General features: G+C 52.8%; 16 protein-coding genes. 3 read left to right on the top strand and 13 right to left on the bottom strand.

Going from position 1 to position 13,634, the window contains the following annotated elements; all coding sequences use genetic code 11:
* The first annotated feature begins 28 nt into the window (after window positions 1–28).
* Complete coding sequence (locus WJU16_RS15105; RefSeq protein WP_341834323.1) at window positions 29–1,576, top strand: PAS domain S-box protein; 1,548 nt, start codon at window positions 29–31, stop codon at window positions 1,574–1,576.
* A 9-nt stretch (window positions 1,577–1,585) separates the two neighbouring features.
* On the opposite strand, the gene WJU16_RS15100 is transcribed toward WJU16_RS15105, so the two are convergent.
* The 11 genes from WJU16_RS15100 to WJU16_RS15050 form a co-directional block, all read right to left on the bottom strand.
* Window positions 1,586–1,963 (bottom strand): hypothetical protein, encoded by a 378-nt coding sequence (locus tag WJU16_RS15100; RefSeq protein ID WP_341834322.1) that lies wholly within the window; start codon window positions 1,961–1,963, stop codon window positions 1,586–1,588.
* A 178-nt stretch (window positions 1,964–2,141) separates the two neighbouring features.
* The gene (locus WJU16_RS15095; RefSeq protein WP_341834321.1) at window positions 2,142–2,855 is read right to left on the bottom strand and encodes a pirin family protein; all 714 of its coding nucleotides are present in this window, start codon (window positions 2,853–2,855) and stop codon (window positions 2,142–2,144) included.
* A 161-nt stretch (window positions 2,856–3,016) separates the two neighbouring features.
* Window positions 3,017–3,427, bottom strand: a complete 411-nt coding sequence (locus WJU16_RS15090; protein WP_341834320.1) for an OsmC family protein — start codon at window positions 3,425–3,427, stop codon at window positions 3,017–3,019.
* A gap of 115 nt (window positions 3,428–3,542) precedes the next feature.
* Entirely contained in the window at window positions 3,543–4,172 is a 630-nt protein-coding gene (locus WJU16_RS15085; RefSeq protein WP_341834319.1) for an NAD(P)H-dependent oxidoreductase, read from the bottom strand.
* A 24-nt stretch (window positions 4,173–4,196) separates the two neighbouring features.
* Window positions 4,197–4,724, bottom strand: a complete 528-nt coding sequence (locus WJU16_RS15080) for a YceI family protein (protein WP_341834318.1) — start codon at window positions 4,722–4,724, stop codon at window positions 4,197–4,199.
* 58 nt (window positions 4,725–4,782) lie between these two features.
* Window positions 4,783–5,661 (bottom strand): pirin family protein, encoded by an 879-nt coding sequence (locus WJU16_RS15075; protein WP_341834317.1) that lies wholly within the window; start codon window positions 5,659–5,661, stop codon window positions 4,783–4,785.
* A gap of 135 nt (window positions 5,662–5,796) precedes the next feature.
* Complete coding sequence (locus tag WJU16_RS15070; protein ID WP_341834316.1) at window positions 5,797–6,696, bottom strand: helix-turn-helix domain-containing protein; 900 nt, start codon at window positions 6,694–6,696, stop codon at window positions 5,797–5,799.
* Between the two features lie 5 nt (window positions 6,697–6,701).
* Window positions 6,702–7,490, bottom strand: coding sequence for a segregation/condensation protein A (locus WJU16_RS15065; protein ID WP_341834315.1), 789 nt, complete (start codon window positions 7,488–7,490; stop codon window positions 6,702–6,704).
* A gap of 66 nt (window positions 7,491–7,556) precedes the next feature.
* Complete coding sequence (locus WJU16_RS15060; RefSeq protein ID WP_341834314.1) at window positions 7,557–8,501, bottom strand: DUF3078 domain-containing protein; 945 nt, start codon at window positions 8,499–8,501, stop codon at window positions 7,557–7,559.
* Window positions 8,502–8,584: 83 nt separating this feature from the next.
* Window positions 8,585–8,959 carry a large-conductance mechanosensitive channel protein MscL gene (gene mscL / locus WJU16_RS15055; RefSeq protein WP_341834313.1) on the bottom strand — a complete coding sequence of 125 codons (375 nt, stop codon included), beginning with the start codon at window positions 8,957–8,959 and terminating at the stop codon, window positions 8,585–8,587.
* A gap of 54 nt (window positions 8,960–9,013) precedes the next feature.
* Window positions 9,014–9,787 (bottom strand): PPK2 family polyphosphate kinase, encoded by a 774-nt coding sequence (locus tag WJU16_RS15050; protein ID WP_341834312.1) that lies wholly within the window; start codon window positions 9,785–9,787, stop codon window positions 9,014–9,016.
* Between the two features lie 65 nt (window positions 9,788–9,852).
* Between WJU16_RS15050 and WJU16_RS15045 the strand changes: the two genes are divergently transcribed.
* Complete coding sequence (locus WJU16_RS15045; RefSeq protein WP_341834311.1) at window positions 9,853–10,719, top strand: DMT family transporter; 867 nt, start codon at window positions 9,853–9,855, stop codon at window positions 10,717–10,719.
* Window positions 10,720–10,770: 51 nt separating this feature from the next.
* On the opposite strand, the gene frr is transcribed toward WJU16_RS15045, so the two are convergent.
* Window positions 10,771–11,334 carry a ribosome recycling factor gene (gene frr / locus WJU16_RS15040; protein WP_341834310.1) on the bottom strand — a complete coding sequence of 188 codons (564 nt, stop codon included), beginning with the start codon at window positions 11,332–11,334 and terminating at the stop codon, window positions 10,771–10,773.
* Between the two features lie 97 nt (window positions 11,335–11,431).
* A complete protein-coding gene (locus tag WJU16_RS15035; RefSeq protein ID WP_341834309.1) occupies window positions 11,432–12,613 on the bottom strand; it encodes an MraY family glycosyltransferase in 1,182 nt (393 codons plus the stop codon).
* 155 nt (window positions 12,614–12,768) lie between these two features.
* Here WJU16_RS15035 and WJU16_RS15030 point away from each other — a divergent pair, with 155 nt between their 5' ends.
* Complete coding sequence (locus tag WJU16_RS15030; RefSeq protein ID WP_341834308.1) at window positions 12,769–13,605, top strand: transketolase; 837 nt, start codon at window positions 12,769–12,771, stop codon at window positions 13,603–13,605.
* Window positions 13,606–13,634 lie beyond the last annotated feature (29 nt).

Raw genomic sequence — 13,634 nt, 5'->3', positions numbered from 1 at the left:
AGGTTACCTTGTTTTTTAAATTCAAGTGATGCGCTTACCTGCCCTGAAGATTACGGGCATTCTGGCGGCGGCGGGCCTTATCTGGGGAATTCTTTACATGCCGCTCCGCGTGTGGCTTTCGGGTTCGTTTCCCGGTAGCGACGCGGATATCATTTTGTTCATCATTTTTATCATCCTGGCTTGCATACTGGTATTTATCGCGGCGCGGATCGTATTCCGCACGCGCGAGGAAATACAGGCGCCTTACCGCCAGTTCTTCAGCGAACATCCGGTGCCGATGTGGGTGTATGAATGGGGAAGCTTACGATTCCTGGCGGTGAATGAAGCGGCAGTGATGAAGTACGGTTACAGCGACGCCGAATTTCTCAGCATGACCCTGCGCGACATCCGCGATCCTGATACCATTCCCGAAATGATGGACGACGTCAAACGTACGGACACTACGATTTCTTACCGCGGTATCTGGCAGCACCGGCGCAAGAGCGGGGAATTGTTTTACGTGGAGCTTCACTCCCGCCCCACGCTCTTCCGGGGTAAACAAGCGCGCATCGTGATGGCATTGGATATCGACGCGGAAGTACGGCAGATGATCGAAGCGAAAGACATCAGTTCGCGGTACGACCTCCTCGCGCAGGTGACCCCGGATTACGTGTATTACTACGACATCAAACAAAACCGCATCGCCCGGAACCACGGCCCCGTCTCGCTTTTCGGCTACCGCGAAAATGAAGTGGGCGATCATGCGGAATGGTGGAAAGAGCGCGTGCATCCGGAGGATCTCCCCCGCGTCATGCAAATATTCGACCTGGCCTGCACCATGGGCAAAGACCGCATGGAGGCATCCTACCGCTTCCGTTGCGCCGACGGCCGCTACAAATACGTATACGACCGCGGGTATATCATCTTCAACGAACAACGTCATCCTATCCGCATGGTGGGCGTGATACAGGATGTGGACGAAAGCACGCGGCAAAAGCAGGAGTTCGAAATGTTAAGCCTCGTAGCCAGCCATACCGCCAACAGCGTGATTATCCTCAACGCGGCAGGCCGCATCGATTACGTGAACGAAGGCTTTCGCTTCATGACGGGATATACGCAGGAAGATGCGGCGGGTAAATTCGTGAAAGACCTGCTATCTGGCCCCGAAACCGACGCCGGCACCATTGCCATGATCGATGATAAAATGGCGCGGGGCGCGGCTTTCGACTTCGAAATACGCAATTACAAAAAGAACGGAACGCCCTATTGGGTGAAGTCTGTGGTAACGCCTGTTATGGGCCCCGACGGGCAATTGCGGCAATACATCCTCATCCAGACCGACATTACCGAACGGCTCATGTTCATGCAACGCCTGCAGGAGAACAACGATACACTCCACGAGATCGCACGGATCAACTCACACGAAATCCGCAAACCCGTGGCGTCGATCCTGGGCATCATGTCGATGTTTGACCTGGAAAAGAATGAACCCGTGCTGAACAACAGGCTGCTGGCCATGCTGCGGGAATGCAGCACGGAACTGGACGCAACGCTGTATAAAATACAGGATAAGCTGCGCCAGACGAATCACCGGTAAAATGCGGGATCAGTCGTACGATGCAAACCGGCTGAACTCGCCGGACAATTCATTGTGAAGTTTATGGAAAACCTGCATTCGGTCCTGCAGGCTGCTCATGTCGTCTACGGGCCTGTCGTGGTGTATGATGGCCGGGCGGCCGTAGCCCATATGTTTTGCCGACTGCTTCAGGTCGTGATACATTTCGTCGGCTACTTCTAACTGTCGTATAAACTGGTTTTGGAAATGTTCGATCGCCAGGGATCTTTCGGCGTCGGGTTGCGGCGAGGTGGCGATTTCCTGGAGTCTGCCGCGCATGGTACGTAGGTTGGAACGTACTTGATCAACTTCTTCTTTCCAGGATGAAAACTGTGCCTGGATGTCTGTGGACTGTGCTGGTACTTCCATGATATATTGATTAAAGTGACAGGATGACGATTGCGTGCATCATACTACCCTTCTTTCGCTTCAATATGCCATTCGGTGATTCCTTCGTGCAGTTCTAATTTACGACGATTTTGGTTCAGGGAAATGAAAAACCCGGTGGATTTTTTCCACCGGGCATGGTATTTTTCGTGGATATGCTTTAAGCAAGCATGGGTACATCCATGAGCAGCAATTGCGCGTCTTCCGATGTTGTAACATCAAGTTGGGCGTAATCTTCAACTGCAATCGCGTCGCGCGGGCCGAGGTTTTCGCCGCCGGCCGTTACGGTACCGCCGATCACGAAGAGGTAGAGGCCGTTGCCTTCCTTTTTCGGGCTGTAGGTAAAGGATTGCCCCTTATCGAAGTTGCCCAGCGAAAACCAGGCGTCCTGGTTCATCGGGAGTCCTTCTCCGGTTCCTTCGGGCGATACGACCACCTGCAGGCGATTGTGACGGTCCGCCGGTTCGAAGGTTTGCTGATCGTAGCGCGGGGCCACGTCGCGTTTTTTCGGGAAGAGCCAGATCTGGAGGAATTTCACCGGTTCGGTTTTGCTGGCGTTGAACTCAGAGTGCTCAATGCCGCTGCCGGCGCTCATGATCTGCACGTCGTGCTGGTTGATGATCTTGTGGCGTCCCGTGGTATCCCGGTGCTCAAGGGCGCCGCTCAGCGGGATGCTCACGATCTCCATATTGTCGTGCGGGTGCGCGCCGAAGCCCATTCCGCCCTTCACCGTATCATCATTCAAAACGCGCAACGCGCCGAAGTGAATGCGATCGGGATTGTAGTACCCGGCAAAGCTGAAAGTGTGGCTGGACTGGAGCCAGCCATGATTGGCAAAGCCGCGGCTGTCGGCACGGTGGATGGTTGTTTTCATATCTTTGATCTCCTTTTTTCTTTACACAAATGTCCGAAAAAACACCCCGCCGCACAATGGACGCGATGGCGCAAATGGTGGACTATTTTTCACGTAAAACGAAAGCCGGGCATGGTTTTTCAACCACGCCCGGCTTTACGGATTCCTACTAACGTATACGATTAAACGAGTTTTGCGTCCATCGTGATGTTGGTGTTCAGGAGTTTGGAAATCGGGCAATTCGCCTTCGCGTCTTCCGCGAATTCCGCGAATTTGGCTGCGTCGAGACCGGGAACGCTGGCGGTTACGTCGAGGTGGATGCCGGGGATGGCGCCATTCTCGAAAGTCACAGTCGCTTTGGTGTCGAGGTTATCGGGCGTGAAGCCGGCGCCGGAGATCACGAAGCTGAGTTTCATAGTGAAGCAGCCAGCGTGCGCGGCGGCGATCAGTTCTTCGGGGTTGGTGCCGATGCCGGATTCGAAACGGCTGCTGAAGGAATATTGGGTATCTTTCAGAACGCCGGAGTCGGAAGACACAGTGCCTTTACCTTCTTTACCGGTGCCTTTCCAGTTTGCAGTTGCGGATCTTTTCATTGTTTGCTATTTTGGGTGAATTGTTTCGAAAGAGATTAAAATTAAGGAATCCAGATTAAAAAAACCGGGTGAATTGCTCCACCCGGTTTACCTAAACCCCCAAACAACCTGTTTGTTATACTAATTCCACGAAATCTCCCAGGGGCTTTCTCACTTTCTTTGCATGCTGCATCGTATCTTCTTCCGCGCGGAAACCAATCGCCGCAACTACCACCGTGCGCAGATTCTTCTCTTTCAATCCCAACACTTCGTCGTATGCAGCCGCATCGAACCCTTCCATCGGACAGGCGTCTATGCCTTCCACCGCACTGGCCGTCAACAGGGTTCCAAGGGCCAGGTAGGCCTGTTTGGAAGTCCATATGGCAGCGGCATCTTCACTGAGGCGGTTCACCGTGTCCTTCATCATATTTTCATAACCTTTCAGGTCTTCCAGTTGCAGATTCCGGGCGCCCGCGACGTGACCAATGAATGTGTCTACATGTCCGTGGTTCAAATCATCGAATCTTGCAAAGATCACGAGATGCGATGCATCCGTTATCTGCGGCTGGTTCCAGGATACGGCTTTCAGCGCTTCCCGGATGGCCGGGTCTTTCACTACAATCACCTTGTAAGGTTGCAGGCCGTAGCTGGATGCAGACAGTCTGGTAGCCTCCAGAACCCTTTCCAACTGCGCCTCACTCAACTGCTTCGAAGGATCAAATTTCTTCACGGCATAACGCCAGTTCAGTTTCTCGAGGATATCCATTTGTCAGTTCCTTTTATTGTTGAATTATGCTTGTTTGATGATCTGTACCGCAGCGATCAGGCGCACGTCGTCGCTCACAACCAGTCCGCCCGCTTCCGTGGTGGCCGACCAGGAAAGACCGAAATCTTTACGGTTGATTTTGCCGGTCAGCTCGAAACCCGCTTTGGTCTGGCCATACGGATCGATGGTAATGCCGGAATATTCTACGTTCAGGGCTACGGGTTTGGTCACGCCGCGGATGGTAAGGTCGCCGTTGAGGACGAAAGTATCCGCGTCTTTCTTTTCCACGCCGGTAGAGGTGAACGTGATTTTAGGATGATTGGCGGCATCGAAGAAGTCGGGGCTTTTCAGGTGCTCGTCGCGCTGGGCGTTTTTGGTGCTGATGCTGTTCACATCGGCTTCAAAGCTGATTTTAGCATCGGAGAAGTCGTCGTTGCCGGCGGTCACCGTGGCGTCGTAAGTGGCGAAGTGGCCGGTTACGTTGGTGATCATGAGGTGTTTCACTTTGAATTCGATTTCGCTGTGTGCGGTGTCAATTTTCCAGGTTGCCATTGTTGGTAATTTTTTAAGTTGTTTGATGAATGAATGGTTCAGGTTCAGATGTTGTTGTTTAGTTCAGCCGGCCCATTTTACCGTCGTTAAAATCGTCGATGGCTTGTATGATTTCTTCTTTAGTGTTCATCACGAAGGGGCCGTATGCGAAGATGGATTCGCGGATAGGCTCGCCGTTGAGGACCAGCAAGGTGCTGTCTTCTTCCGCTTTCACCGTGATGGATGCGCCTTTCTGTTCGAATACCGCTATTTCCACGGCTTTGGCGGCATGCGTGCCGTTGATGGAAACCGCGCCTTTCAGCACCACGATACCCGTGTTGTACCAATCGGGCAGGGTGAGGGTGGTTTCCGTTCCGGCAGTGAGCCGTATATCGAACAAGTTGACGGGCGTAAAGGTTTTTGCGGGACCGTTAACTTCTTCGAAATTTCCCGCGATGACGCGGGCAAAGCTGCCGTTCCCGAGGTCTTTCACGGGGATGTCGGTGTCGAGGATCGACTGGTAGCGGGGCGGGTCCATTTTATGGGCTTTGGGAAGGTTTACCCAAAGCTGTGCCATTTCGAGGACGCCGCCGTTGCGGGTGAATTCGCGTTCGTGCTTTTCTTCATGGACAACGCCGGAAGCGGCGGTCATCCATTGTACGTCGCCCGGGCCGATTTTGCCGCTGTTGCCGCCGGAGTCCCGGTGCTCAAGGGCGCCCTGGTAGGCGATGGTTACCGTTTCGAACCCCCTGTGCGGGTGCTCTTCCACGCCGCGGGGCGTTTCCGAAGGCGCAAAGTAGTGAGGGGCCGCATAATCCAACAGGAAAAACGGGCTCAACTGCTTGCCTATCATCTTGTTGCCGCCGGGAAAAAGGTTCTGCACCTTGAATCCGTCGCCAACCATATGGGCCTGCGCGCCTTGGTAAATGTGTGCTACTTGCTTTGTGGTGTGTGTCATATTTGCCTCCTTTTAAAAGACAATACAAAAGTACATGTTATAACATCTATCCGGAATGGATAGAATGATGTAAACGGTGGACTTTTTTTATCAATCCCACATTAATTTGACAATCAGGCTATTACGATGAAGTAATTACGCTTTTGCAAGTTCCTTGAATTCCGACGGAGTTTGGTTGGTGTATTTCTTGAAAAAGCGGGAGAAATAGTGGGGATCTTCAAAACCCAGGGTGTAAGCGATCTCTTTCGCGGTGAGATCGGTGTTGAAAAGATAGCGCTGGGCTTCCAGGATCACGCGGTTGCGGATGTGCTCCCCGGCGGTGATGCCCGACAATTGTTTGCTGATCTCGTTGAGCAATACCGGTTTAATGTGCAGCAGCGCGGCATAGTCGCTCACGTTCTTCAGTTCTTTATATTGCTGTTCGATCAGGCCTTTGAACGTCATGAACAGGGCGCTGTTATGCTTTGACTGGTATTCAGGTGATAGGGAAACGGGTTTAGGAGCGTTGCGGCTCGCCACGATGAGGAAATACTGCAACAGGTTCCGGAAAGCGGAATCGTAATTCGGGCGGCGGGCGTTCACTTCTTCTTCCATGCGGAGCACCAGCCAGTCGATTTCCTTTTCCACGGCGGGGTCGGTGATATGCACCACGGAACTGAACGCGTCGTTCACGAAAAGGCCGTTCTTGATGGGATCCATATCGGAAGTGCCGGCAGGGCACATCATGCAGTTATGGAACGCGATCATATAGCCGTCTATCTTTTCGGAAGATTTGAGCTGGTGAACCTGCCCGGGCGCGAGGAAAAACAGGGTGTTCTTTTTCACGGTGTGGGTCACCGTATCGATGGTATGGGTCAGCTCACCCTTTTTGATCCAGTAGATGGTATAGAAATCGTGCCGGTGGGGCGCTTCCTGGTGTTCAAGGAACACAGGTGCGATGCTGCAAAGGTGCGACACGCTGAATTCCTGCGGGGTATCTTCCTGCGCATATTCCGACAGGTTCAATACTTCTATCTGATCTTTCTTGCTAGCCATATTCACTAATCTTCAAAAACCACGACTTCTTCTTCCGGCCGGTCGGAAGGATCTACGTAGTCGATGATAAAATTGTTGCGGCCCTCTCCTACCATGATGCTGAGGTATTTGGCCTGTACGAGCTCCAGCATCCCTAGGAACAGGAAGATGGCATGCACGCGGTCTTTACAGTGATCGAAAATTTTCTCGAACGCGATGGTTTTCTCGGCGCGGGCCAGATCCATCATGTATTCGCGGCTGCCTTCCATGGTGTAGTCGTACTTGTACACCACGTGCTGGGGCTTGTTGGACCGTTCTTTCACGCGCTGCATCACCTTCTCGAAGGTCTTCGTCAGCTTGAAGAGCGTCAGCGTCTGCACTTCGGACCCCTCGCTCGTCAGCTCCCCGATCTCCGCCAGTTCTTTCTGGATATTGCCACGCTTCATGGCCAGCATCCGGTCTGCCTCTTTCTCGGCCAGCTCGATGGCCGCCTGCTTGAAGCGCTTATATTCCAGGATCTTGTCCACCAGTTCCTGCCGCGGGTCAATCTCGTTCCCCGCCGCATCCAGCTCCTTACGGGGCAACAGCATCTTCGCTTTAATGCGCATCAGCGTAGAAATGAACAGGATGAACTCACTGGCCAGCTCGATGTTGAGCTGCTCCATTTTATGGATGAAATCCAGGAATTCATTCGTCAGCGTCGTGATGGGAATATCGTAAATATCCAGCTCGTCGCGCTCGATGAAGAACAACAGCAGGTCGAAGGGGCCTTCGAACTGCGGCAGACTGATCTTGTAAATATCCTGTTCGCTCATAATAAAATAATAAAACCTGCCGGGAGGTACCGACAGGTTTATCAAAAATAACAAAAATCCGGGAGATCAGAACTTGGCCGTCAGCCCCACGCCCAATACCTGCTTGATCTGCAGCCTGGGCCCCATGACGCCGGTTTCCTTGTTCTCGAATACCCGCACGTCGTCGTCGTAAATCATGTCCCAGGAAATATTGGCACTGATTAACCTGTTGACTTTCAACGAAATAATATTAGTCCAGAACACATCGATGTTGCCGGGATTGTGTTTGTAGTTGGAAAACAGCTCCAGCTTGGTTTTGTATGTCATGTTCTTGGCGAATTCCTTGTTGTAGGTGGCGGTCACGTAGGCGCCGAACTCGCTTTTCACATGTTTGCCGGTATCCACGCCGTAGGCGCCTTTGCTGGAAAGGAATTCGTCGCGCACCACAACCCATCTGCCTGTAAATGGCGACATAAACAGGGAGAAATCCTTATTCGGCATCCAGTCGATACCGGGCGACAGTACGATGTATGCCGGCGCGAAGAAGGTGGAGGTGAATTCGCGGGTGGAATCGGTGGGATAGATATAACCGTCGGTGAACTGGGTGCGGAGGTTGAAGAGGCCGCTCAGGTACCAGTTGCGGCCGATATCATAGCCGTATTTGGAGGTGAGGTCGATACGGTCGTCGCTTTTGCGGGTGCCGAGGCTGGTGGTATTCACGTAGCCGTAGGCGAGGTCGATGTTATTGTCCCACGAGTGCCTGCCTTTTTTATAATTGGCGAAGGCGTTGAGGGTCCCGAGGAGGGAAAGGGAGAGCTTGTCGCCCCCGGCCGCCCAGTTGGACAATGATCCCTGGTTGAAGGTGAGGCCGAAGGAGCCGCCTTTTTTCCAGAGCCGCCCGGTGGTATCTTTCTCGGTGTTTTTGATGCCTTTGGCGGATTCCTCGCGGAGTTTCTTAAATGTCTGGTCCTGCGCATGCAGCGTGCCGCCGATGAACAGCAGGGCGATGAGGAAACAGGAAAAATGCTTCATGATTACTGTTGGTTGAGTACAATTATGGGAAACGGTTGGCCAGCGTAAAAAGTTGACCAACCGTTAAAAAAGCGTATCCGTAATTAAGGTTTTTTGAGTTCGTCGCGGATTTCCATGAGGAGTTGCTCCGTAGGCGTGGGGCCTGCTGGAGCGGGAGCCGGTTCTTCCTTCTTGAATCGGTTGATGGTGCGCACTACGAGGAAAATGGCGAATGCGATAATGATGAATTCGACAAGAGCCTGAATGAATAAGCCATATTTGACTTCGGCTTCCCCGACTTTAATCATTGCCTCTTTAAAGTCGATTCCTTTGAGTAAAATCCCGACAATAGGCATTATGATAGCGTCCACCAGGGAATTGACGATCTTACCGAAAGCGGCGCCGATTACAACACCGACAGCCAGATCGATCACATTACCCTTCATGGCAAAGGCTTTGAACTCACTGAAAAAAGACATACGCAAGGTTTTGAAGGTTAGGAAAGGATTGAAATACAGTGCAATTTTACAGAATTATGGTTTGACATCCTGATTATTTTTCTGCTTCGGCAACTTCGGGAACTTCATCTTCAGGGCCTTCAGTGTATCCCTGACCGTTTTAGCGATGAAATATTCCTTGTACCAGTTATCATCGGCAGGCACGATGTACCAGGGAATTTTGCCGCATTCCTTAAACACGTCTTCATACGCTTTCTGATACTTTTTGAACAGCTTCGCTTCCGCGAAGTCCTTTTCGTTGTACTTCCACATCTTTCGCGGGTCCCGGGTCCGCTCTTCGAGGCGGGCCATTTGCGCCTGGGGGGAAACGTGCAGGTAAAATTTGAGGATATGCGTGCTGTTATGGTCGCGGAGGAGTTTTTCGAAGTCGTTGATGGCGGTGAAGCGTTTTTTTATCACTTCTTCGTCTACCCATTTATGCACCCGTTGCACGAGCACATCTTCGTAATGCGAGCGGTTGAACACCTGGATCATTCCTTTTCCCGGCGCGTGCTGGTGGATGCGCCACAGGAAATCGTGATCGGCTTCCTGTTCCGTGGGCGCCTTGAAGGGCTGCACGAGCACACCCATGGGGTTCATGGTGCCGAAAACGTCGCGGATAACGCCGTCTTTCCCACTGGCGTCCATGCCCTGGAGCACCACGAGCAGGCTATGCCTGTGCTCGGCGTACAGGAGGTTCTGCAATTCGTCGAGGTCTTTGAGAATGGTTTCCATTTCCTCTTTGATCTGCTCCTTATCTGCTTTTTTGGGAACGGTGGTTGGAATGTCGGAAAGTCGGATCGGTGGCATATTTCGTTTTTTTCTTAATATACTTTAACATCGGCACAAAGTGGAATCGGTACCTTTGCCCCACTATGAACCAACGACTCATGAACTGGGGGATCTTCCTGCTGCTGTCGCTGACCTGGGGCAGCTCGTTCATCCTCATGAAACTGGGACTGGCGTCTTTTTCGCCTTACCAGGTGGCGAGCATCCGGCTTATTTCGGCCGGGGCGGCATTGCTGCCATTCTTCTTCCGGTTTATCCGGCAGACGCCCGCCGCAAAAATCCCCGCGATCATTGTGTCTGGTTTATTAGGTAACGGAATTCCGGCGTATTTGTTCTGTATCGCCGAAACCCGGATCGACAGTTCCCTTGCCGGCATGCTGAATTCCTTCACGCCGGTTTTTGCCCTGATATTCAGCGTCACCCTTTTCAGCGCGCCGGTGCTGCGGCGCCAGGCGGCGGGCTTGCTGATCGGCCTTGCCGGGGTGATCCTTTTGTTCCTCGTCAAGGGTGTGGATGCGAATTCCTACTGGTATTACGGCTTCCTGGTGATCCTCGCCACGGCCTGTTACGGACTTAACATCGCGCTGGTGCACCACTATTTGAAAGAGTTCCAAAGTCTTCAGTTAGTATCGATATCCCTTTTTTTCATGGGGCTTTTCGCCTTGCCGGTGCTCCTGCTGAGCGATTTCAGCGCCACCTTCCAGGCGGCGGAGCGGCCGTGGATGAGCCTGGCGGCTAGTTGTACGCTTGGGCTGATCGGTACGGGGGTGGCTTCGCTCCTGTTTTACCAGCTGATCCGTTCCGCGGGGGCCATGTTCGCCAGTATGGTAACGTACGGTTTGCCGGTGGTGGCCATCGGCTGGGGGCTGGTGGCGGGAGAGTCCGTCAATGGCTGGCAGGTTGTTTGCCTGGGGGTGATTATGAGCGGGGTGTACCTCGTCAACAGGAAATAAAAAAAGAGACCGCTGACTGGCTGTCTCTTTTCAAAATATTCGGCAGGGCTTTTAGATAGCCATGATTTCTTTGTCTTTTTGTGCGCAGTGTTTATCTACCAGCACGATGTGTTTGTCGGTAAGGTCCTGCACGCCGGCTTCCGCGTCTTTGGCGGTGTCTTCGCTGAGGCCGTCTTTCTGTAATTTCTTGATGGCTTCGATGGCGTCGCGGCGGATGTTGCGGATGGCAACTTTGGCGTGTTCACCCTCTCCGTTCACTTTTTTCACCAGTTCTTTACGGCGTTCTTCGGTGAGCGGCGGAAGGAAGAGGCGGATGATGATGCCGTCGCTTTGCGGGTTGAGGCCGATATTGGAAGCGATGATCGCTCTTTCGATAGCTTGGAGCATATTTTTCTCCCAGGGCTGGATGGTGAGGGTGCGGGCGTCCGCAACGGCTACGTTGGCAACCTGGTTGAGGGGGGTCGGGGCGCCGTAATAGTCTACCGAGATGCCATCGAGGATCACAGGATTGGCTTTACCGGCGCGTATTTTGGTGAGTTCTGCTTCCAGGTGGGAAATCGCCTTCAGCATGGAATCTTTCGCGTCGTCCAGAATTAAATTAAGCTCGTCTTGCATAAGAAATATTACTTAAGTGCTTGCAAACCTACAAGAAATCTTTTAATCGTCAAAGGGAAAGAGACGACCATTAGCGTTGGCAGATGAGGTCTGACGGCTACTTATCCTGCATGATGGTCTCGGTATTGACCCGGAGAATTTTCGATTTGGTCGTGGCGGGTTGCGGTTCTGCCGGCACTACTTCCGCTGCTGCTGCGGCGGCGGTAGCCAGTACAGCAGCTTCCGCGGCGGCGAGAGCGGCCATTTCCTTGCGGCGTTTCAGGTAGAAAAGCATGGTGGTGCCTCCCAGCGCCAGCCCCCCCACTACAAACACGAGGGCTGTAGTACCGAGGAATTGCAGGTTGTATGCGAGTAAAATGAAAGCGATGTTGGAAGCCACTGCGATACCGGTGGTTTGCCGGTGGCTGAGCCCCAGGGCCAGCATGTAGTGGTGGATGTGGTGGCGGTCCGCCGTAAACGGACTGCGCCCTCTCGCCATGCGGATCGTGAATACGCGGAGCGTATCAAACAAGGGAACGATGAGCACGGAAAACGCGATGGCGGGAACAGCCTGCAGGGGCATCACCCCATTAGGATTACCGGCGACGTCAATGAATTTTACAATGAGCGTGGCATTCACAAGGCCTACCAGCAGGGAGCCGGTATCACCCATAAAGATGCGCGCGGGAGAAATGTTATAGATAAGGAATCCGGCCAGGCCGGCAGCCAGCGAAAAGCCCATCACGGCATACAGCATTTCGTTGGCGAAAAGGAAATACGCCCCCAGTACGGCGGATACTACCAGCCCGATGCTGCCCGCCAGCCCGTCGACCCCGTCGATCAGGTTAAAGGCATTAATAACTACGATAAAAGTGAAATAAGTCAGGAGAAGGCTGAAATGATAGGGAAGCTCCCCCATGCCGAGGAACCCGTACATATTGGAAATCTGCAGGTTACCAAGGTAAATAATGGCAAATGCAGCCACCAGCTGTCCCACCAGTTTCTTCACAGGTGACAGTCCTACAAGGTCGTCCTTCATTCCCACGATAAAAATCACGAAAAACGCGGCCAGCAGATATTGCAGGGGAAAATTCTCTTTTGCAGGAACACATACGGCCGAGGCCAAAATGAAGCCGGCAAAGAATCCCAGGCCACCTAATGTGGGGATTCGTACTTTATGCGATTTGCGCTCGTCCGGTTCGTCATAAAGGTGCTTTAGTTCTGCCACGCGGATCAACACCGGGATAGCAAAGTAGGTTATAACGAAACTCAGGATAGTTGCGATAATTACATTCTCCATACGGGGGGTTGTCGTGCAAAGATATTGAATTCAGCGATATGTGTATCAAGAAATTTTGCGGCCCGACTTTCCGTCCTTTTTGAAAAAATCAGATATTCACTGAAAAAGCGGGGAATTTCTTATTACTTTTGCGAAGCTAAAAAACGCCAATTATCATGCCAGAACTGAAAGATATAGCCACACAGATCAGGCGGGACATCGTTAGAATGGTACACGCCGTACAAAGCGGCCACCCGGGCGGTTCGCTCGGTTGTACTGACTTCCTGACGGCCCTGTACTTCAAGGTAATGGAGCACCAGCCCGTGCCTTTCGAAATGGACGGTAAAAACCAGGACCTGTTTTTCCTCTCCAACGGGCACATCTCCCCCGTGTTCTACAGCGCACTCGCCCGCTCCGGTTACTTCCCCGTTCCGGAACTGGCTACTTTCCGCAAGCTGGACAGCCGCCTGCAGGGCCACCCCACCACTCACGAACACCTCCCCGGCGTTCGCGTGGCTTCCGGATCCCTCGGCCAGGGCCTCAGCGTTGCCTGCGGCGCAGCCCTCACCAAAAAACTCAACAACGATAACAAAATCGTATACTCCCTCCATGGCGACGGCGAGCTCCAGGAAGGCCAGAACTGGGAAGCCATCATGTTCGCCGCCCACCACAAAATCGACAACCTCATCGCTACCGTTGACTATAACGGCCAGCAGATCGACGGCCCCACCGATAAAGTGATGAGCCTCGGCGACCTCGATTCCAAATTCTTCTCCTTCGGCTGGAAAGTCCTCACCATGAACGGCAACGACATGGACGACGTGCTCGCCACCCTCGAAAAAGCCAAAAGCCTCACCGGGAAAGGCCAACCCATCGTCATCCTCATGAAAACCATCATGGGCGCGGGGGTTGATTTTATGATGGGATCCCACGAATGGCATGGCATCGCCCCGAACGACGAGCAACTGGCCAAAGCACTGGCGCAATTGCCCGAAACACTCGGCGATTACTAATAGTATTTTACCATCCGCAAAATAGAAAA

Source organism: Chitinophaga pollutisoli, assembly GCF_038396755.1.
Classification (GTDB): Bacteria; Bacteroidota; Bacteroidia; order Chitinophagales; family Chitinophagaceae; genus Chitinophaga; species Chitinophaga pollutisoli.
The sequence above is the reverse complement of the archived record's forward strand: the minus strand, read 5'-3'. Positions and strand labels throughout refer to the sequence as shown.